17 protein-coding genes are annotated in these 19,566 nt (G+C 44.6%); 15 read left to right on the top strand and 2 right to left on the bottom strand.

Going from position 1 to position 19,566, the window contains the following annotated elements:
• Window positions 1–126: 126 nt before the first annotated feature.
• The 6 genes from AC57BQ_RS21220 (at window position 127) to gldD (ending at window position 5,726) form a co-directional block, all read left to right on the top strand.
• Window positions 127–888: a phosphosulfolactate synthase gene (locus tag AC57BQ_RS21220; protein WP_496408160.1), complete on the top strand. Its 762-nt coding sequence runs from the start codon at window positions 127–129 to the stop codon at window positions 886–888.
• A 519-nt stretch (window positions 889–1,407) separates the two neighbouring features.
• Complete coding sequence (locus tag AC57BQ_RS21215; RefSeq protein WP_496408159.1) at window positions 1,408–2,799, top strand: discoidin domain-containing protein; 1,392 nt, start codon at window positions 1,408–1,410, stop codon at window positions 2,797–2,799.
• Between the two features lie 143 nt (window positions 2,800–2,942).
• Window positions 2,943–3,689 carry a YoaK family protein gene (locus tag AC57BQ_RS21210; protein ID WP_496408158.1) on the top strand — a complete coding sequence of 249 codons (747 nt, stop codon included), beginning with the start codon at window positions 2,943–2,945 and terminating at the stop codon, window positions 3,687–3,689.
• Window positions 3,682–4,272, top strand: a complete 591-nt coding sequence (locus AC57BQ_RS21205) for an HI_0983 family protein (protein ID WP_496408157.1) — start codon at window positions 3,682–3,684, stop codon at window positions 4,270–4,272. Before AC57BQ_RS21210 ends, AC57BQ_RS21205 begins: the two co-directional genes overlap by 8 nt.
• Before the next feature lie 75 nt (window positions 4,273–4,347).
• Entirely contained in the window at window positions 4,348–5,148 is an 801-nt protein-coding gene (locus tag AC57BQ_RS21200) for a shikimate dehydrogenase family protein (protein WP_496408156.1), read from the top strand.
• The gene (gene gldD / locus AC57BQ_RS21195; protein ID WP_496408155.1) at window positions 5,145–5,726 is read left to right on the top strand and encodes a gliding motility lipoprotein GldD; all 582 of its coding nucleotides are present in this window, start codon (window positions 5,145–5,147) and stop codon (window positions 5,724–5,726) included. The genes AC57BQ_RS21200 and gldD overlap by 4 nt, the downstream gene beginning before the upstream one ends.
• 254 nt (window positions 5,727–5,980) lie before the next feature.
• Here the strand turns inward: gldD and AC57BQ_RS21190 are convergent, their stop codons facing one another.
• Entirely contained in the window at window positions 5,981–7,960 is a 1,980-nt protein-coding gene (locus AC57BQ_RS21190) for an alpha-ketoacid dehydrogenase subunit alpha/beta (RefSeq protein WP_496408154.1), read from the bottom strand.
• Between the two features lie 59 nt (window positions 7,961–8,019).
• Between AC57BQ_RS21190 and AC57BQ_RS21185 the strand changes: the two genes are divergently transcribed.
• Window positions 8,020–8,871, top strand: a complete 852-nt coding sequence (locus AC57BQ_RS21185; protein WP_496408153.1) for a DUF4198 domain-containing protein — start codon at window positions 8,020–8,022, stop codon at window positions 8,869–8,871.
• A gap of 121 nt (window positions 8,872–8,992) precedes the next feature.
• Here AC57BQ_RS21185 and AC57BQ_RS21180 read toward each other — a convergent pair whose 3' ends face one another.
• Window positions 8,993–10,075 carry a hypothetical protein gene (locus AC57BQ_RS21180; RefSeq protein WP_496408152.1) on the bottom strand — a complete coding sequence of 361 codons (1,083 nt, stop codon included), beginning with the start codon at window positions 10,073–10,075 and terminating at the stop codon, window positions 8,993–8,995.
• Between the two features lie 480 nt (window positions 10,076–10,555).
• Between AC57BQ_RS21180 and AC57BQ_RS21175 the strand changes: the two genes are divergently transcribed.
• The 8 genes from AC57BQ_RS21175 (at window position 10,556) to AC57BQ_RS21140 (ending at window position 19,461) form a co-directional block, all read left to right on the top strand.
• On the top strand, window positions 10,556–11,611 hold the full coding sequence (locus tag AC57BQ_RS21175) for an AAA family ATPase (protein ID WP_496408151.1): 1,056 nt from the start codon (window positions 10,556–10,558) through the stop codon (window positions 11,609–11,611).
• Between the two features lie 115 nt (window positions 11,612–11,726).
• Window positions 11,727–12,608 (top strand): DUF58 domain-containing protein, encoded by an 882-nt coding sequence (locus tag AC57BQ_RS21170; protein WP_370998025.1) that lies wholly within the window; start codon window positions 11,727–11,729, stop codon window positions 12,606–12,608.
• Window positions 12,605–13,585 carry a BatD family protein gene (locus tag AC57BQ_RS21165; RefSeq protein WP_496408150.1) on the top strand — a complete coding sequence of 327 codons (981 nt, stop codon included), beginning with the start codon at window positions 12,605–12,607 and terminating at the stop codon, window positions 13,583–13,585. The genes AC57BQ_RS21170 and AC57BQ_RS21165 overlap by 4 nt, the downstream gene beginning before the upstream one ends.
• Complete coding sequence (locus AC57BQ_RS21160) at window positions 13,582–14,583, top strand: vWA domain-containing protein (RefSeq protein WP_496408149.1); 1,002 nt, start codon at window positions 13,582–13,584, stop codon at window positions 14,581–14,583. Before AC57BQ_RS21165 ends, AC57BQ_RS21160 begins: the two co-directional genes overlap by 4 nt.
• A 118-nt stretch (window positions 14,584–14,701) precedes the next feature.
• Window positions 14,702–15,742: a vWA domain-containing protein gene (locus AC57BQ_RS21155; protein WP_496408148.1), complete on the top strand. Its 1,041-nt coding sequence runs from the start codon at window positions 14,702–14,704 to the stop codon at window positions 15,740–15,742.
• Entirely contained in the window at window positions 15,739–16,491 is a 753-nt protein-coding gene (locus AC57BQ_RS21150) for a tetratricopeptide repeat protein (RefSeq protein ID WP_496408147.1), read from the top strand. The genes AC57BQ_RS21155 and AC57BQ_RS21150 overlap by 4 nt, the downstream gene beginning before the upstream one ends.
• 204 nt (window positions 16,492–16,695) lie before the next feature.
• The gene (locus tag AC57BQ_RS21145; RefSeq protein WP_496408146.1) at window positions 16,696–18,528 is read left to right on the top strand and encodes a BatD family protein; all 1,833 of its coding nucleotides are present in this window, start codon (window positions 16,696–16,698) and stop codon (window positions 18,526–18,528) included.
• A 174-nt stretch (window positions 18,529–18,702) separates the two neighbouring features.
• Window positions 18,703–19,461, top strand: coding sequence for a tetratricopeptide repeat protein (locus AC57BQ_RS21140; RefSeq protein ID WP_496408145.1), 759 nt, complete (start codon window positions 18,703–18,705; stop codon window positions 19,459–19,461).
• Window positions 19,462–19,566 lie beyond the last annotated feature (105 nt).

Raw genomic sequence — 19,566 nt, 5'->3', positions numbered from 1 at the left:
TATAAATTTTACAAAAACTTCATCATTTGCACATCTGAAATTAGCACAATTGCATAGTTGAGTCAGTTTTTTTTCGGATATTTGCACCATTAGAACTTTTAGTTATAGGCTATAACCATCTATTGTATGAATTATATGATCAATGATCTTCCCGAACGTACAGCTAAACCCCGCGATAAAGGCATCACCATGGTGATGGACAAAGGACTGAGTTTAAGGCAGGTGGAGGATTTTCTGGAAGTAGGTGGAGCTTATACGGATATTGTTAAACTGGGTTGGGCAACCTCCTATGTTACTCCCAACTTAACTGAAAAAGTAAAACTGTACCAGGAAGCTGGTATCCCCGTATATTTTGGCGGTACTTTGTTTGAGGCTTTTATTGTACGTAATCAGTTTGATGATTACTGTCGTCTATTGGATAAATACAAGCTGGAGCATTGTGAAGTGTCTGACGGATCCATCACCATTGAGCATGATATCAAATGCGAATATATCAGTCGCCTGGCTAAACAGGTTACCGTGATATCGGAAGTAGGTTCCAAAGATGTGCAAAAGATATTTGCACCATATAAATGGATCAAACTGATGAACGCCGAAATTGAGGCAGGTTCATGGAAGGTAATAGCCGAAGCCCGCGAAAGCGGTAACGTAGGTATTTACCGCGACTCTGGCGAAGTAAGGCAGGGCCTGGTGGATGAGATCCTGACCCAAATCCCCGAAGGCACCATTATTTGGGAGGCTCCGCAAAAAGCGCAGCAGGTTTGGTTTATTAAACTCATAGGCGCCAACGTGAGCTTGGGGAATATTGCACCAACAGATATTATCCCGCTGGAAACATTAAGATTAGGTATCCGCAGCGATACTTTTGACCATTTTTTGAATTTATAACTGATCTTACTATATGAATTAAGAAGTCTCCGGATTAATTTCTGGAGGCTTTTTTTGTTTTTTGTAGTGAAAGAAAAAGAAGCTTTCGTAATCATCTCTTTCTTAGCGCGTCATTGCGAGGAGGAACGACGTGGCAATCCCCTACTTACAAAGAGGCCCTGCTAATTGGGGATTATTAATGTGTTAATTGTTTTTAAAGGTATTAATGAACTTCCTCCGGTCGGTTGTCCACGCTTCGCTCGCAATGACGTGGGCTTCTTATCATAGTACATTTTAAGAACCCATAGCTATACACAATACCTACATATTTAATCAATAATATAATTATTAAGGTATTGGAAATAAAGTTTCGGCAAATAATACAAAATGATATAATAATTATATATATTAGTAAATCGTTTTATCAATATATGATTTATAGAACAGCGATTTGGTGATCGGGGAGTGCTTTTTATGATTTGGCCGTATGGCGTGTATTTAATATGAAACTTATTAATCAACCTTATAAAACACAACACTATGAAAATCAAAACCACGTTCTTGAGCGTTCTGCTGCTCGGAGCTGTCATGTCATGCACTAAACAAAACCAGATTACTGACCAGTCAAAAGACGATCCTAAGAAAAACACTGTCCTTGCCGATGCCCCGCTTACCTGGCAGGAGCATTGGTTTGAACACAACCAGCTACTTAACCGCGTATTTAACGACACCAGCGTAGCGGTTTACTACGATAACGATGTTGACCGGAGTATTACCTGGCCTAATACCTATCTGGCCCAGGTTTGGAACTACACCAAAAAAACCTATGGTTCATTCGGGGCAGAATCGCAGCTATACGTGATATTGCATACTGCTAAGTATAGCGGAGGGCATCCCAGTACTTATATGGATGCCAGTCATGATTATAGAAACGTAATTGACTGCGGATCAAACAGTACTACCGCCTGGACAGCTGGTACTGGTAACGATCTGGACCTTACCACGCATGAAGTTGGGCACATTGTTGAAGGAGCCTCAAAAAATGTACACGGTTCGCCGGCATTTAATATCTGGCATGACAGCAAATGGATGGAGATGTATATTTATGATGTATACCTTGGCCTGGGACGCACTGCCGATGCCCAGCGATGGTATAACCTGGTTTTAGGGGACTCAGATCCTTATCCCCGCGCTAATACACATTGGTTTAAAGACTGGTGGTACCCGCTTTATACCCAATATGGAAAAACCGCGGTGCTCAACAAATATTTCACTTTGCTGGCGGCTAATTTCCCAAAACATACGGTTTCAAACGGCGTAACCAACATCAGCGAATACACCAGGGATTTGAGTTTTGGTGAATTTGTACATTTCTGGAGCGGCGCTGCCGGTGCCGATCTGAAACCGCTGGCCCTTACCGCTTTTGGAAACCTGGATGAGCAAGGTAACGACTGGACCGTTCAATTAGAACAGGCTAAGGCAACGTTCCCGAATGTAACTTATCCCGGAAGTACCCCAACAACCGTTACTCTTACCGTTAGTAAAGAAAACAGCGGTGGCGCAGGCGCAAATGAAGGCTCATTAAGAATGATTGATAATAACCTGGCTTCTAAATTTTTTGTGGCGGGTTATGATACCGGTTTCTGGGCGCAGTTAACTTATCCATCAGCAGTAGTATTAAAAGGATACGCGCTCACCTCGGGCAATGATGCCCCTGACCGCGATCCTAAAAGCTGGAAATTAATGGGTTCTAATAATGGTTCCACATTTACCCAGCTGGATGTTCGCACTAATGAAAGTTTTCCTTCACGTAATCAAACCAAAAGCTATTCGTTTACCAACACCACGGCGTACAAGTATTATCGCCTGTATGTAACCGCCAATAATGGAAGTGTGGATTTTCAGTTGAGCGAATGGGCTGTTAATCAGTAAAACCCCTGTTTTAAATAACCCTCAGTAAATTGTAAATAAGCCGCGAGACCTCGCGGCTTATTCGTTTTTGTGCCTATTCCATAAATTTGTTTAGCTATCTTGGGCATAATATCATTTACCTATAAAACTATCGAACAACAGCAATGGTCACAGAAGCTGAAAATTCATCAACAGAAAATTCCGGCCAAACGCCGGTGCTGGTGTATTCTGATAATTCTATAGAAGTTGCCGCCTTGCTTACCTTGTCTGGCGGTTTTTTGGATGTATTTACCTATGTTGGGCATGGTGGCGTATTTGCTAATTCCATGACAGGTAATGTGGTGTTTCTGGGGATGTACGCCGCCATGGGCGACTGGCAGCAGGCTATGCACCACATTCCGCCTATTATAGCATTTTTGATCGGGGTGTTCATCGCTTATCGCATGCATTTGCCATCGGTATTAAAATATCTGCCCAAACCCGCTTTAACCTGCCTGGGTTTCGAGATCATTGTACTCATAGCCTGCTCATTCCTGTCTGATTCGTTTCCGGATATCCCGTTGGTGCTGGCCATATCGCTTGTGGCAGCTATGCAAAACTCCAGCTTTACCAAACTGGAACAATGGACCTACAACTCCGTCATGACCACCGGCAACCTGCGTCGTTTTGCCGAGGCTTTTTTCAGGGGCACCATGCCTGCACGTGATCCGGTGGCCCTGCGCGAGGCCAGGTTGTTTGGCTTTGTTTGTGTTTGTTTTTTAGCAGGCGCCGTTTTGGCAGCCTTAACCACCAAACGAATGCATGATTATGCCTTGTTTATACCCGCGGGCACTTTGCTCATCGCGTTTATTATTTGCTGGCGGAGGCAAAAGGCGAAAGTTTTGTATCTTAGATTTAAAAGAAATGATTAAGAATTTAGTAGCAGCTACAGCCCTGATCCTGTTGAGCAGCTTTGTTGCTCCATTGTCTGCCGATGTTAAAAATTACTTTAACATTACCGAAGAGCAATCTTTTGATAAGTTAAATTATAAACTGTCATGGAGTTCGCACCCTGCCGAAAACTATTATAAGCAGGAGTATTTGCCGGCTGGTGAAACATCTGAACATTTTGATCATATGCTGCTGATGGATTTTGCAATAACCGAAGCAACAGTTAAGCAATTCGCCCAGCAAAAAAAGGCCGAGCTTGAAAAATTAAAGCAATCAGACCCCGTTGTTAACTATGCCCTTTATGAAAAAGAAGGAGAGATAATGCTTGATTTTATATTGAGCGATAGCAGCAACGGCAGTTTAAATATAGTTGAGCACAATATTTACAGCTACAAAAATTACACGGATAAAGCGGGGCATAAAGGAGTTTTATTGATCGGGGTAAGCGAAAGGGCTTATGGAAAAAATATAACTCCCTTCCTTACTGCTCTAAAGGATACCAGGATTGAACAACTCAAGAAATTAGCGGTATATAAAACCCCGGATATCGAGATCAAACCTTAGCAAGCCGAATGCTCTCTTGATCTGCTTTTGAAATTCAATATTTAAACTTGGCTGTTTTCTTGCTAATATTACGCCATGAAACAATACGGGCTTATAGGCTACCCCCTTTCACATTCTTTTTCAAAGAAATATTTTGCCGGAAAATTCAAGAACGAAGGTATAACCGACGCAGCTTATGAGCTGTATCCCCTGGAGCACATCAAGGACCTGCAGGACCTGCTGGATGAGCACCCGGACATCTGCGGTTTGAACATTACCATCCCCCATAAAGTTGCGGTATTGCCTTTCTTGGATTGGATTGAGCATGATGCCCGTAAAGCCGGAGCGGTAAACTGTATCTGTGTAATTGCCGAAAGTCCCGTACAGGCAGCCTTTACCGGCGAAGTGGGCATAGGGGGACATGATTTTAGGTTGGAAGGTTATAATACCGACCTGTATGGTTTCGAGATGTCTATTCGTCCCTTGATCAAAGATACTAATGATGAGGCCCTGGTACTGGGCGATGGCGGCGCGGCACAAGCGGTAAAATGTGTGCTGGAAAACATGGGTATTGCCTATAAAACCGTTACCCGCAAACCACACCCTGATCATATCCTGTTCAGCGATCTGAAACCGCATGATATCAAAAGGCATAAGATCATTATCAATACCACGCCTGTTGGCACGGCACCTAAGATTGATGAGTGCCCGCCGATACCTTATGAGGCGATAACCGATGAGCATTTGCTGTACGACCTGATCTACAACCCGGAAGAAACCTTGTTTTTAAGAAAAGGCCGCGAGCAGGGCGCCGCCACCAAAAACGGTTACGAAATGCTGGTACTACAAGCCGAAAGATCATGGGAGATATGGAATGCTAAAGATAATCGCGTATGAGATATGCAGGGCTATTGATGGCAGCGCTGTTGTTTTTGGCGGCATGTGGCGGTAATCATGATTATTCGCCAAAGCCGAGGGGATATTTTCGTATCGCTTTTCCTAAAAAAGAATACCAGGATTATAACGTAGGTTGTCCTTATTCTTTCAGTTATCCCAAATACGCGGTTATTGAGCCAGATAAGACCAAGGGTGCCAAGCCATGCTGGATAAATATGCAATTTCCGCAATTTCATGCCACGCTGCATTTAAGCTATCAGCCGGTAACCTCCAAAAAAGTATTTAATGAACTGGTGGAAGATGCCCGCACCTTCGCCTTTAAACATACGGTAAAAGCCACTTCTATTGATGAAGGTGTAATAGGTTATACCGACCGTAAGGTTTATGGTATCTATTATACCATTGATGGCAACGCGGCATCATCGGCACAGTTTTTCCTGACCGACAGTACGAAAAATTACCTGCGCGGCGCCCTCTACTTTAACTCCGAACCCCGCCTGGATTCCATTCAGCCCGTGCTTAATTTTATCAAGCAGGATATAGCTGTGATGATCAAAAGTTTTAAATGGAAACAGTAGGTAGAGGCAAGAGATAAGGATCAAGAGACAAGACAAATTTTTAATAAAAGCGCGTCATTGCGAGGTACGAAGCAATCTCTAAACTATACAGAGCAATAGGCATAACCGACATACTCACGTAGAGATTGCTTCGTACCTCGCAATGACGTATTTTTTTAACCATGAAGGCCTGTCACCCTGAGCTTGTCGAAGGGTCGCGCGCAGAGGCCTACCCACCATGCTTCGACGAGTTCAGCATGACACCCCGGTGTCGGCTAATAACTCAGCAATTTCTCCACCGTTTCCTCCAATCTCGCCTTCGCCAAAAACTGGTCTTCCAGGGCTTTGTTCATGGGGATAGCCGTATCCAGGCTGCCGCAACGCATTATGGGCGCATCCAAGTATTTAAAGCAATGCTCGGCTATATGAGCAGCTATCTCCGCGCCAAAACCGCTGGTGAGGGTATCCTCGTGTAATACGAGGGCTCTCCCTGTTTTCCTCACGCTTTCTTCTACCGCTTCATGATCCCAGGGCAGCAGACTGCGCAGGTCGATAACCTCGAGGGATAGTTCAGGATGTTTTTCGGCATATTCCAAAGCCCAATGTACACCCAGGCCAAAGGTAATAATGCTGGCTTGTGTGCCCTGTTTCACTACATTGGCTTTACCTATTTCTATCAGTACATCGTTATCGGGCACATCACCGCTGATACTGCGGTACAGGTATTTATGTTCAAAATAAATAACCGGGTTAGGGTCGTCAATAGCGGCCAATAACAAGCCCTTGGCATCGGCCGGAAAAGCCGGGTAAACCACTTTAAGTCCGGGAGTTTTGGTGAACCAGGCCTCGTTACTTTGCGAGTGGAAAGGTCCGGCGCCTGTACCTGCACCTGTCGGCATCCGTACCACCATATCAACCGCCTGCGCCCAGCGATAGTGTGTTTTGGCCAGGTTGTTAATGATCTGGTTAAAGCCGCAGGTTACAAAATCGGCAAACTGCATTTCAACAATGGCCTTGTAACCGTTCAGCGCCAGGCCCATGCCTGCTCCCACTATGCCCGATTCGCAAATAGGCGTGTTACGCACACGGGGCTTGCCAAATTCTTCCAAAAAGCCCTGGGTTATCTTAAAAGCGCCACCGTACTCGGCAATATCTTGCCCCATGATCACCAGGTTAGGGTGTTTGCGCATAGCCTGGCGCAAGCCATCGCTTATAGCATCAATATAACGTTTATGGGTTGCAGGTGTAGTTGAGGGCTGGGTTACCGGGAATTGGTAAGGCTGGTACATATCCCGCACTTCGGTTGCTATATCCGGTACAATATCTGCCTCGTTATATACCTTTTCAAATTCTGTTTCAATAAGCGTAGTGATCTCCTTTTTAAAAACCGGGATCCACTCCGGGCGGATCACGCCTTCGTCCAATAAGTATTGCTCAAAATTGGCCACCGGGTCTTTGCCGGCCCACCATTCAAACAAGTTCTGCGGAACGTATTTGGTGCCCGAAGCCTCCTCATGCCCCCGCATCCGGAAGGTCATGCACTCCAGCAATACCGGTCGCGGGTTTTCGCGGATGCTTTCGTTGAGCTCTTTAATGGTATGATAAACTTCCAGTATGTTGTTGCCATCAATGCGGCGGCCTTCTATACCATATCCTACAGCTTTATCAACCAATTTTAAACAATTGTATTGCTCATTTACCGGGGTCGAAAGACCGTAGCCATTGTTCTCGATCAAAAATATAACCGGCAGTTTCCAAACCGATGCGATGTTGAGAGCCTCATGAAAATCTCCTTCGCTGGTTGCACCTTCGCCGGTAAATACCAGGGTCGATCTTTTCCGGTCCGCTAAAACATCGGCCAGGGCAATGCCATCTGCCAGGGCCAGCTGCGGCCCCAGGTGTGATATCATCCCGATGATCTTATATTCCTGCGTGCCGAAATGGAAAGAGCGGTCGCGCCCTTTGGTAAAACCCGAAGGCTTACCCTGCCACTGGGCCATCAATCTGGAAAGGGGGATATCCCGGGTTGTAAAAACACCCAGGTTGCGGTGCATGGGCAATATATATTCGTCACTTTGCATGGCCAGCGTACTGCCTACGGCAATAGCTTCCTGCCCTATTCCCGAAAACCATTTGCCAATGCGGCCCTGGCGTAAAAGGATCAGCATCTTCTCCTCAATGAGGCGCGGCAGCAGCAGTTTTTTGTAAAAAAATGTTAAATTTTCGTTATTCAGGCTTTTACGGTCAAAAATCATACTGTAAAACTACTGAAGTTTTTAAAACTTTGTATGTTTGGTAATCCTATCTAATAACTATGAAACGAAACGGACTTTTACTCCTCACGCTCTTGCTGATCATTGGGTTTGCCGCCAGCTCACAGGATTATTTTTTGCTGCCGGAATCCTTTAACATGAAAAAAGGCGACAAGCTCAGTCTGCACTTGTTAAGCGGTAATGATTTTCAAAAAGACGCCGAATACCGGTATAAAGATGCCAAGTTGACCAAGTTCATGTTGTATGAAGGATCAAAAAAGACCGACCTGACACAGGCCCCCAAAGATACATCGGCCAATGTGCTGAATTACAAGCTGGAGAATAGCGGAATAGCCCTCATCGAGATGGTGAAAAGCGAAAGCATCGAATCGGAAAGAAATAAATTCTTAAAATATTTGGATAATGAAGGCCTGGATAAAATAGCCGAGGATGCCAAAAACAGCAACCAGCAATATTTTGTCGAAAAAACAAACCGGTATTTAAAAACGCTGATAGCGGTTGATAAGCCCAACGGTAAGGATTTTGATAAACCGCTTGGCGAAACATACGAAATAGTGATACAGCAAAACCCATACAAATGCAGCTATGGCGATGATGTGACCGCACAGATATTATTTAAGGGAAAACCTTTAAAGGATGCCGTGGTAATTGTGTACACCAGGACTATAAACGGTAATGTGTTCCCGCAAAAACTGAGTTCTGATGCCAAGGGGCAGATCTATTTTAAACTAAGTCGCGAAGGGGTATATATGATCAGCTCGGTACATGTGGAGACGTCAACAGATAAAAATGCCGATTTTGAAAGCTGGGGCGCCACCTTCACTTTCGCGTTCAAAAACGCGGATAGCGCGCCCAATACCTATAAAGAGTTTGGCTTTGGGGATAAGCACTGAGTTAGATGTGCAGATGTGCAAATTTCAGATATGCAGATGAATTTTTTTAAGAAGAATATTTAAATCATTCGTTAATCCGAAATCCTTTTATCTGCACATCTGAAATTTGCACATCTGCAAATCACAATTTCACATACCCAAACGTAGTCAACTGTTTGCTGCTCCGGTTGGCATCGGTAATAATCAATGCGCCATCACGGTAAAGCGCTATCCCTTCCCAGTTATTTTTTGGTGCCGGGAAGGCTGAGGTTACTTGTTTCCAGTGTTTATCTTTCCGGTTCTTAAGCATCACGATACGGCCGTAGCTGGTGCTTTTCTTTTTCAGATAATCCGGGTTTTGGGTGATATTATCCTTCAGGTCGGGAATGGTTGTTTTTATATTTTCTTCCTGATTTTTAAGCTGGTCGTTATTTAGGTAAGCATCATAGTCGCCATTCCAGAAATAATTGATGCCGTAGATCTTATCCTTTTTGGTGGCCACCATATCCGTTATCCTGAAATAGAGGAACGGTACTTTTACAGATTGTGGAGCCTTCTGAAACGAAGTATCAATCAGATATCCTTTACCACCGCCGGGCATGCCGTTGTACTCATAATAAGCCAGTAGTTTTTTCTCTTTGGGTAGCCAGGTTACACTTTCAAAACCCGCATTGTTAATACGCAAGGGCCTTTTAAGGGTTACGAAATGCTGAGGATCGATGGTAATGGTATTTTGCAGGGTATCCAGTGTGCCTTTGAGTAAAAAACAATAGTCGTAAGTATCATTGGTTTCGATAGACAGATATGCCGTATTGTTGACGATGGTTATCGCCTCAAAACCTTCATAATAAGTTTTTACAGAATCGGGCAATTTATCCAGGTTTTTAACGCGGACAGCCCGGTAAGCGGTTAGGGCGGTGTCTTTACCATCTATCACTCGGCCAACGCTATCGGCCAGCAGGCTGTATAAAAAAAAGTCGCCGTCGAGTTTGGTTTCTTTATGACTGCCATATTGCGGCTCCAGGTAAACCCGGCCGGCGTATAGGGTCATGCCCGAAAATTCTTCATTTACACTGCTGATGTTTGGCGGAAGGGGGATGTTTTTAAATGCAGTTTGACTGTGAACAATGCCTGAGAAAAATAATATGCTGATAAACAGCATGAACGACAAAGGTTTTTTATACATGGATATTCCAATAGCTGATAATACTTTAAAGGTAGCCAAATCGTTCTGTTTCTGTTATAAGAATTTGGTTACAAACGCCGATTATTTCCGAATGCATAGTAATGCCATTGACTTAACGATTAGTAAGTGCACCGGTAGTTGCTAAAGCTCGGTAGAAACCAATAGCAGTGCATTTCGCGTGCCGTAGGTACGCTACATAATCCACTGATACATAAACGCTGTGGTTTCGTACCTACGGCACGGTACTTTTGTGCTTTTGTTTTCTACCGAGCTTTGACCCCGATGGGGTCGGGGCTAACTTCTTAACTCAGCGACATTGATATGCATCTGAAAAGTTATTAAAGCCTCTTTTTATACAATAATTGCTTTAGGCTTTCTGCTTTGAGCTTTAGGCTGACAAAAACCTATATATTTACGGCGAACGACAAAGATTTAACAATTTTTAACATTTAAGCGGGCATTTTTTTTGGCGAAAAAATGTTAAGGTGAGTAAGTTTGCCTACCGAACAAAAAAGAAGCATGGAAGAATTAAAAAGTAATACTGAAAACGTTTCATCAGGCACTGTACCTGGTAGCTTATCGTATTCAACCGATATCAGGGCGCTGAATGAAATGATACAAAGAGAAAGCGCTTTTATCGATATCCTGAAATTGGAGATGGATAAAGTGATCATCGGGCAAAAATATATGGTGGAGCGGTTACTGATCGGTTTGCTGGCCGACGGGCACATCCTTTTGGAAGGTGTTCCGGGATTGGCAAAAACGTTGGCCATCAATACGCTGGCTAAAGCCATACAGGCCGATTACAGCCGGATCCAGTTTACACCCGATCTTTTACCCGCCGATTTGCTGGGTACCATGATATACAACCAGAAAAAAGAAGAGTTCATTGTGCGTAAAGGGCCGCTGTTCTCCAACTTTATCCTGGCCGATGAGATCAACCGTGCGCCTGCCAAAGTGCAAAGCGCGCTGCTGGAAGCGATGCAGGAACGCCAGGTAACCATTGGCGATAATACCTTCCCGCTACCAAACCCTTTCCTGGTACTGGCTACCCAGAACCCGATTGAGCAGGAAGGTACCTACCCGCTGCCCGAAGCACAGGTTGACCGTTTTATGCTGAAGGTAGTGATCAACTATCCGGATAAGGAAGAAGAGAAACGCATCATCCGCGCCAATATATTACCGGGCGGTATGCCGAAACCATCGCCTGTCATCAAACCGGAGGAAATTGTACGCGCCCGTAAAATTGTAAGGGAAGTGTACATGGACGAGAAGATAGAGCAATACATTATTGATATTGTTTTCGCTACCCGTTACCCGGAGCAGGCCAAACTGGCGCACTATAAAAACCTGATCACCTTTGGCGCATCGCCAAGGGCGAGTATCAACCTGGCGCTGGCTGCAAAGGCCTATGCGTTCATCAAACGCAGGGGTTATGTGATCCCCGAGGATGTGCGTGCCATCTGCCATGATGTACTGCGTCACCGTATAGGTTTAAGCTATGAGGCCGAGGCGGAGAACATCACCTCAGAAAATATTATTACAGGGATATTGAACGTGGTAGAAGTACCGTAGGCCTCACCCCGGCCCTCTCCAAAGGAGAGGGAGTAAAACAAATGATTAAAAGAATTAAAAATAAAAATGCAAATCAAAAGTCCTCTCCTTTGGAGAGGATTTAGGTGAGGCTCTTATGGCTAAGGATACCAAAGAACTGCTAAAAAAAGTAAGGAAGATCGAGATCAAGACCCGAGGGTTGAGCAATCACCTGTTTTCGGGCGAGTATCATTCGGCTTTCAAGGGCCGTGGTATGGCTTTTAGCGAAGTGCGCGAATACCAGTTGGGCGACGAGATCCGCACCATCGACTGGAACGTGACCGCCCGTTTTAACCATCCTTACGTAAAGGTTTTTGATGAGGAACGCGAGCTTACTTTTATGCTGCTGGTTGATGTGAGCGGCTCCGAAAACTTTGGAACGCAAAATCAGCAAAAGCAGGATATCGCGACCGAGCTTTGCGCGGTACTGGCATTTTCGGCTATACAGAACAATGATAAGGTGGGCGTGCTGTTTTTTAGTGATAAGATCGAAAAGTTTATCCCGCCCAAAAAAGGCCGCAGCCATATCCTGATGATCATCCGCGAGCTGATCGATTTTAAGCCCGAAAGCAAGGGCACCAACGTTGCTGAGGCCTTAAAATTCTTTACCCGGGCCATCAAGAAAAAGTGTACCGCTTTTATTATTTCCGATTTTATAAGTCCGGCTTTTGAGGATGAATTAAAGATCGCCAATAAAAAGCATGACCTGATCGCCCTGCGTCTTTATGATAAACATGAAGAAGAGTTCCCTAACCTGGGCCTCATCCCGATGAAGGATGAAGAGACCGGTGAACTGCTATGGGTTAACACCTCTGATGAGGCTGTACGCACCGCTTTTAAAGCCGAAGGGTTAAGAAGGAACGGTCAGCTAAGGGAAACCTTTAGCCGCTCGGGTGTTGATTTTACCAGCATTGGTACCCATGAATCATACGTTAAACCACTGATGACATTATTTAAAAAGCGGGAAGGCAAAAGATGATAAAGTGCTTTATTAAACACCTGCTACTGTTAACTATACTGCTTACCGGACTTGCTTACCAAAGCAGTGCGCAAACCGCGGAAGTTGACGCCAGGCTCGACCGTAAGGCTATTAAAATAGGTGAACAAACTCAGCTGCACATCACTGCGCGTGTACACATAAAGGACAAGGACAAGGTTGAATTCCCGGTACTGGCAGACAGTATCGCCAATAAAATTTTGATCGTAGGAGGTAAAGCGGATACTGTAGTTGATAAAAATGACGCCAGTATCGAAACCATCGGGCACCATTATTTGATCACTGCATTTGACAGTGGTGAATATGTGATCCCGGCATACGCGTTCCATACCGAGGGTGCTGAGATTAAAACCGCACCGTTGAAGCTGATAGTAGCCACTGTTGCGGTAGATACCACCAAAGCCGCTTATGATATTAAACAGCCGCTGGTTGTTCAATATACTTTTTTAGACTGGCTGATGGATAACCTGGTGCTGGTGCTCAGTATAGAAGCGGCCATCATAATCGGCGGGGTACTCTTTTTGATTTTTTACCTGAGGAGTAAGAATAAAAAGAAGGTGGTTGTTGAAGAGCCAAAACCGCTTGTGCCTATTCATGTGTTAGCATTGCAAAAACTAACCGAACTGCGTAACCGAAAACTATGGCAGCAGGAGCAAGCCAAACAGTACCATACCGAGCTTACCGATATTATACGTGATTACCTGGAAAGCCGTTATGTGATCAAAGCGCATGAGCAAACCTCCGACGAGATCTTTGCCAGTCTGCGGTACATGGATATCACTGAAGAGAACCGCAATGCGCTGCGCCAGGTACTGATACTGGCCGATTTGGTGAAATTTGCGAAAGAGAAACCATTGCCGCAGGATAATGAGCAAAGCATGGATAATGCCGTTGCCTTTGTGAACAGAACGCAGCAAGCCATTCAATTACCCATTGAAAAGCAAGAGGATAACAAATGAGCTGGTTTAAAGGAATAGAATTTGCCCATCCGGGATTTTTCTGGTTGTTTATCATCATACCATTAATGGTGGCCTGGTACGTTTGGAAACAGCGCCAGTTGCAGGGCACGCTGGGTGTGCCTACCTTGAAGAGCTTTGCCATTAAAAAAAGCAATACAGCCCGTTTCAGACACGTGGGGATCGTGATACGGTCATTGGCCATAGCTGCCCTGATCGTGGCGCTGGCAAGGCCGCAGTCGTCATTAAGCTGGCAAAACAGTACTACCGAGGGTATCGACATTATGATAGCCTCCGATATTTCGGGTAGTATGCTGGCCGAGGATTTTAAACCCAACCGCCTGGAAGCCGGTAAAAATATCGCTATTGATTTTATCAAGAACCGGCCCGATGATCGTATTGGCCTGGTGATCTTCAGCGGTGAAAGTTTTACACAGTGCCCGCTCACGATTGACCATGATGTACTGATCAACGTATTCTCCGAAATCAAAAACGGGATGATAGAGGACGGAACCGCCATAGGTATGGGTCTGGCTACGGCCGTAAACCGTTTAAGAACCAGCACCGCCAAAAGCAAAGTGATCATTTTGCTTACCGATGGTTCAAACAACTCCGGTTCCATTCCGCCTATTACCGCTGCCGAGATAGCCAAACAGTTTGGCGTAAGGGTTTATACCGTAGGTTTGGGTACCAATGGCTATGCGCCTTACCCGGTGCCCACACCAATGGGGGTGCAATATCAGCGCATGAAGGTTGATATTGACGAAGGCACGCTATCAAAAATTGCCAACATTACCGGGGGCAAGTATTTCAGGGCTACTGACAATGAAACATTGAAGCAGATATACATACAGATTGATAAGCTGGAGAAAGCTAAGATTGATGTAACCCAGTTTCGCAGAAAAACAGAAATGTTTATGCCCTGGGCCATCATAGCGCTGGTATTATTATCGCTTGAATTTTTATTAAAAAATACCCTGTTTAAAGGAGCTTTAACATGATTTTCAGTATCAAGTAGTTAGTATCAAGTATCAAGATGCCTCGCCTTCTTGATGTTGTTAAAAGGAAGAAAGTCCTGATACTTGATACTAACTACTTGATACCAAATAATAAAATAAGATGCTACGTTTTGCACATACAGATATTTTATGGGGACTGCTGGTTATTCCGGTATTTGTCCTGCTGTTTATTCTGGTAAGCCGCTGGAAACGGAAAGCCATTGCCTCATTGGGCGATAAAAAGGTGGTACGCCTCATGATGCCGCAGGTTTCGTTTTCGAGGCCATGGCTCAAGTTTATCTTTTTTGTGGTGGCCTATGCCTTTTTGATCATCGGCATGGCCGATCCGCAGCTGGGTTCAAAAACAGAAGAAGTAAAACGCAAAGGCGCCGACCTGATGATATTGCTCGATGTATCCAATAGTATGCTGGCACGTGACCTGGCACCAAACCGCCTGGAAAATGCCAAACGGGCTATTTCGCAACTGGTGGACAGGATGCATGATGACCGTATCGGTCTGATTGTTTTTGCCGGCCAGGCCTACGTACAATTGCCCATGACCACCGATTACTCGGCAGCTAAGCTGTTTTTAAATACCGTAAGCACGGGCATGGTGCCTACACAAGGTACGGCTATAGGCGCGGCTATTGACCTGGGTGTAAAATCATTTGATTTTAAGAACGGAACGGGTAAAGCCATAGTCCTGATAACCGATGCCGAAAATCATGAGGATAACGCCATGGAAGCCGCATCATCGGCCAAAAGTAAAGGTGTAATGGTGAATGTTATAGGCGTAGGTTCGGCAGAGGGCGCTTCTATCCCACTTTACCCAGACGAGGCTAACAGCACTTTTCGTACCGACGAAAGCGGTAATAAGATCATCACCAAACTCAATGAAGAAATGGGGAAGGATATAGCGGCTGCCGGTGGTGGTATTTATGTAAGGGCCAACAACTCCAACAGCGGTTTAAGCATTGTGATGGATCAGGTAGCTAAAGTTCAGCGTAAAGAATATGATAACAAATCATTCAAGGATTTTGAAGACCGCTTTCAGTTTTTCCTGGCCATAACGCTGGCTTTATTAGTGGCGGAGTTTTTTATATCTAACCGTAAAAACATGCGGTTAAGCGGGTTAAAATTATTTGAAGTAAAAAAGTCATGAAGCAATATATCATCGTAGTCATATTGGTACTGCAGGCTTCTATCCTTTTTGCCCAGCAGGAAAAAAAGTATATCAGAAAGGGTAACCAATTGTACCAGCAGCAAAATTATAAGGATGCCGAAAATAATTACCGGGCATCGGTTGGTAAAAAAGGTAAAACCGTTGCAGGTAACTTTAACCTGGGCGATGCCTTGTATAAGCAGAATAAATATGCCGACGCAGGGCAGCAGTTTACCAAAATAGCGGCATCAACCAAGAATAAAGACGTTTTGGCCAAAGCCTATCATAATTTGGGTAATTCCATGCTGCAGTCAAAAAAACTGGAAGAAAGCGTAACAGCTTATAAGAAATCATTGTTGAACAACCCCGATGATGAGGAAACCCGCTATAACCTGGCCTATGCGCAGGAGAAGCTGAAGCAAAAACAAAATAAGGATAAGAACAAAGACAAGAATAAAGATAAGAACAAGGATAACAAAGACAATAAAGATAAGGATAAGAAGGATCAGGACAAAAAGAACGACGATAAGAACAAGGACAATAAAGACAATAAGGATAATAAAGACGGCAAGGATAAAAACGACCCGAACAAAAACAACGGTGACCAGCAGCCCAACCCTAACAATGTATCAAAAGACGATGCGGAACGGATGCTGGAAGCCCTGAACAACGACGAAAAACAAACGCAGGATAAGCTTAAAAATAAAAAGCAAAAAGGCGTTAAAATGCATATAGAAAAAGAATGGTAGTGCTTTTGAGTCTTAAGTCTGCGCTGTTCGAAGTCTCTGACTTCGGACGACTATGTTCGTAGTCTTCAGACTACAGATTTTGATTATGTAGTTGCAAACTACAGGCATAATGGTCCGAAGTCGGAGACTTCGGACAGCACGTTTTATAAATTACTTGGAACTACAGACTTAAGACTCCGGACTTAAGACTCATGACTTGAAAGAATGAAAAAAAAATACTGCATATTGTTATTATTTCTGCTGAGTACAAGCCTGCTTTTTGCTGCCGATATTCATTTTACAGCTTCGGCAAGTAAAACAGAAGTAAGTACAACCGAGCAGTTTGAAGTAACTTTTACCATCAATAATAGCGGCGACCGTTTTACGCCTCCTTCGTTTACCGGTTTCCTGGTAGTGTCGGGGCCTAACGTGTCTACCAGTATGGAAGTTATCAATGGTAACGCTTCCTCGAGCATGGCTTATAGTTATGTGCTGGTTGCGGTAAAGGAGGGCACTTATACCATTGGGCCGGCAACTATTTTTTCGGGAGGACGGCAGCTGAACACGAAACCCATGAGGATAAAAGTGGTGAAGGGAAGCGCGTCTCAACAAAATAATGCTGCCGCAGCCGCTGCTGCCGCTCAATCGCAAAATGGGCCGGATAACCGGGTTACGTTGAAAAGACCTGGTACGGATATTAATAAATCATTATTCATCAGGGCCGATGTCGACAAAAGCAACGTGTACCTGGGCGAGCAGATCACTTTAACGTACAAATTGTATACGCGGGTAGCTATAGTGGGCAGCGAACCGGATAAACTTCCGGATCTGAACGGGTTTTTTAGCCAGGATATCAAAAATCCAAATCAGAGCCCAAATTGGCATGTGGAAACTTACAAAGGCGTAAAATTCAACGTGGCCGATATGAAAAAGAATATCCTGTTCCCTGAGCATACCGGTACGATCAGCATTGACCCCATATCCATGCTGTTTGTGATACGGGAAGCGGCCAAAGCCAGTGACGATGATATGTTCGGGCAGTTTTTTGGCACTTATAATGATGTTAAATACAAAATTAAAAGCACGCCCACCATTATTCATGTAAAACCATTACCACCAGGAAAACCGGATGGCTTTGGCGGCGCGGTGGGTAAATTCGCTATCAGTACCTCTTTAGATAAAAAAGAGATCAAGGCTAATGAGCCGATCAACTATACTATTAAAATTTCGGGAACCGGGAACCTGAAATTGTTAAAGCCTTTAAGCCCTGTGTTTCCTGCCGATTTTGAGAAATACGATCCAAAGACGGAGGATACCATTGCTGAAAAAGAAAGCGGCGAAACGGGCACCCGTCTTTATAGTTACCTGCTGATACCCCGGCACGAGGGCGATTTTGCAATCGATCCGATTAAGTTTTCGTACTTTAACCCGGCTACCGGCAAATATGTATCGTTACCAACCCAGGGCTTCAAAGTAAAAGTGAACAAGGGAACCATGGAAAATAACGTGACCGCATTCTCCGGTGCCGATAAGCAGGATGTAAAATTGCTGAACAAGGATATCCGTTATATTAAAACCAGTGGCGATATCACCAAAAACGGCGAAGGTTTTTATGACTCGGGCTTGTACTACGGTTTACTGGCTTTTGGTCCGCTGTTGTTTTTAGGCGCCTTGATATACGGTAAATGGTACGAAAAGAATAACAGCGATATTGTTGAGGTAAAAAGAAGGAAAGCAGGTAGAATAGCAGCCAAACACCTGGCCAGTGCGCAGGCGCAGTTAACGGCCAAAAACTCCAAAGCTTTTTATGAAAACGTGTTCAGGGGCTTGTACGGTTATTTAAGCGACAAGCTCAATATTGCTGCGGCCGATCTGAACCGTGAAAAAATTGCTTCGGAACTGAAAGCGCGGTCGCTGGATGAAGGACTGATCAATGAACTGCTGGATACGCTTGACCTGTGCGATATGGCACGTTATGCACCGGTATCGGGTATATCAGAGCAACAGATGTTTGACAAAGCAAAAAACATGATCAATGACATTGAAGATAAATTATAAATGTGCAGATGTGCGGATATGCGAATGATTATGATTTTCAAATCTAAAGAGGGTGTCATGCTGAGCCCGTCGAAGCATGGTGGGTGGGCCTTTGCGCGCGCCCTTCGACAAGCTCAGGATGACAGGCCCAATAGTTTAAAGTGTTATAAATCACTAATTCAATAATTAACCCTGATGAGGCGTATCATATATATATTGTTGCTTATCATATCGCCGCTATTGGCTTTCAGCGATGATGCTACATCGGCGCTGTTTAAAAAAGGTAATGCCGAATATGCCAAAGCCCAATATCCGGCGGCCATAGCCTCCTACCAGAAACTGGTTGATGGCGGTTACCGCTCGGTAGCGGTTTACTTTAATTTGGGTAATGCCTATTACAAAAACAACGATATACCATCGGCATTGCTGTATTACGAAAAGGCGCACAAGCTTTCGCCAGGCGACGAGGATATCCGTATCAATATCCAGCTGGCCAACTTAAAAACTACCGATAAGCTGGAAGCAACCCCCGAGTTTTTTATCACCAAATGGTGGCATGGCTTTATCCTGGCCTGTTCCTTAGGTACCCTGGCTGTGCTGAGTGTACTGTTGATACTGGCAGGTTCGGGGTTATTGATCCTTTATCGCTTTACCTCATCGGTAACCATTAAAAAAGTCTCCTTTTACTCGGCTATTGCGCTGGTGTTTTTGGGATTGTTTTGCATTTTTATAGCCGGAAGACAGGCGGATTATTTCGACAGCCATCACGAGGCCATTGTTTTCAGCGGTTCGGTAACCATCAAAAGTGAACCTGCTTTAAAATCGAAAGACCTGTTTGTACTACACGACGGCACCAAGGTAGATATCCTGGAGCATAGTAACGATTGGGTAAAGATCAGGCTATCCAACGGCAACGAAGGCTGGATAAGTGCTACGGATGTAAGGGAGATATAGTTAGAGTATGACGAGGTAGGTATGCGCACTTCAACTCGGTGCGTCATTGCGAGGCACGAAGCAATCTCTATGCTATACAGGGCGGAGAAGTCTATCGTAGAGCGC

Source organism: Mucilaginibacter sp. BGA-UO-ETr-C110 (assembly GCF_059567985.1).
The sequence above is the reverse complement of the archived record's forward strand: the minus strand, read 5'-3'. Positions and strand labels throughout refer to the sequence as shown.

Bases quoted from the DNA above. Each gene is read 5' to 3' on its own strand.
- AC57BQ_RS21220 (WP_496408160.1), top strand. From the start codon at position 127: ATGAATTATATGATCAATGATCTTCCCGAACGTACAGCTAAACCCCGC.
- AC57BQ_RS21215 (WP_496408159.1), top strand. From the start codon at position 1,408: ATGAAAATCAAAACCACGTTCTTGAGCGTTCTGCTGCTCGGAGCTGTC.
- AC57BQ_RS21210 (WP_496408158.1), top strand. From the start codon at position 2,943: ATGGTCACAGAAGCTGAAAATTCATCAACAGAAAATTCCGGCCAAACG.
- AC57BQ_RS21205 (WP_496408157.1), top strand. From the start codon at position 3,682: ATGATTAAGAATTTAGTAGCAGCTACAGCCCTGATCCTGTTGAGCAGC.
- AC57BQ_RS21200 (WP_496408156.1), top strand. From the start codon at position 4,348: ATGAAACAATACGGGCTTATAGGCTACCCCCTTTCACATTCTTTTTCA.
- gldD (WP_496408155.1), top strand. From the start codon at position 5,145: ATGAGATATGCAGGGCTATTGATGGCAGCGCTGTTGTTTTTGGCGGCA.
- AC57BQ_RS21190 (WP_496408154.1), bottom strand. From the start codon at position 7,960: ATGATTTTTGACCGTAAAAGCCTGAATAACGAAAATTTAACATTTTTT.
- AC57BQ_RS21185 (WP_496408153.1), top strand. From the start codon at position 8,020: ATGAAACGAAACGGACTTTTACTCCTCACGCTCTTGCTGATCATTGGG.
- AC57BQ_RS21175 (WP_496408151.1), top strand. From the start codon at position 10,556: ATGGAAGAATTAAAAAGTAATACTGAAAACGTTTCATCAGGCACTGTA.
- AC57BQ_RS21170 (WP_370998025.1), top strand. From the start codon at position 11,727: ATGGCTAAGGATACCAAAGAACTGCTAAAAAAAGTAAGGAAGATCGAG.
- AC57BQ_RS21165 (WP_496408150.1), top strand. From the start codon at position 12,605: ATGATAAAGTGCTTTATTAAACACCTGCTACTGTTAACTATACTGCTT.
- AC57BQ_RS21160 (WP_496408149.1), top strand. From the start codon at position 13,582: ATGAGCTGGTTTAAAGGAATAGAATTTGCCCATCCGGGATTTTTCTGG.
- AC57BQ_RS21155 (WP_496408148.1), top strand. From the start codon at position 14,702: ATGCTACGTTTTGCACATACAGATATTTTATGGGGACTGCTGGTTATT.
- AC57BQ_RS21150 (WP_496408147.1), top strand. From the start codon at position 15,739: ATGAAGCAATATATCATCGTAGTCATATTGGTACTGCAGGCTTCTATC.
- AC57BQ_RS21145 (WP_496408146.1), top strand. From the start codon at position 16,696: ATGAAAAAAAAATACTGCATATTGTTATTATTTCTGCTGAGTACAAGC.
- AC57BQ_RS21140 (WP_496408145.1), top strand. From the start codon at position 18,703: ATGAGGCGTATCATATATATATTGTTGCTTATCATATCGCCGCTATTG.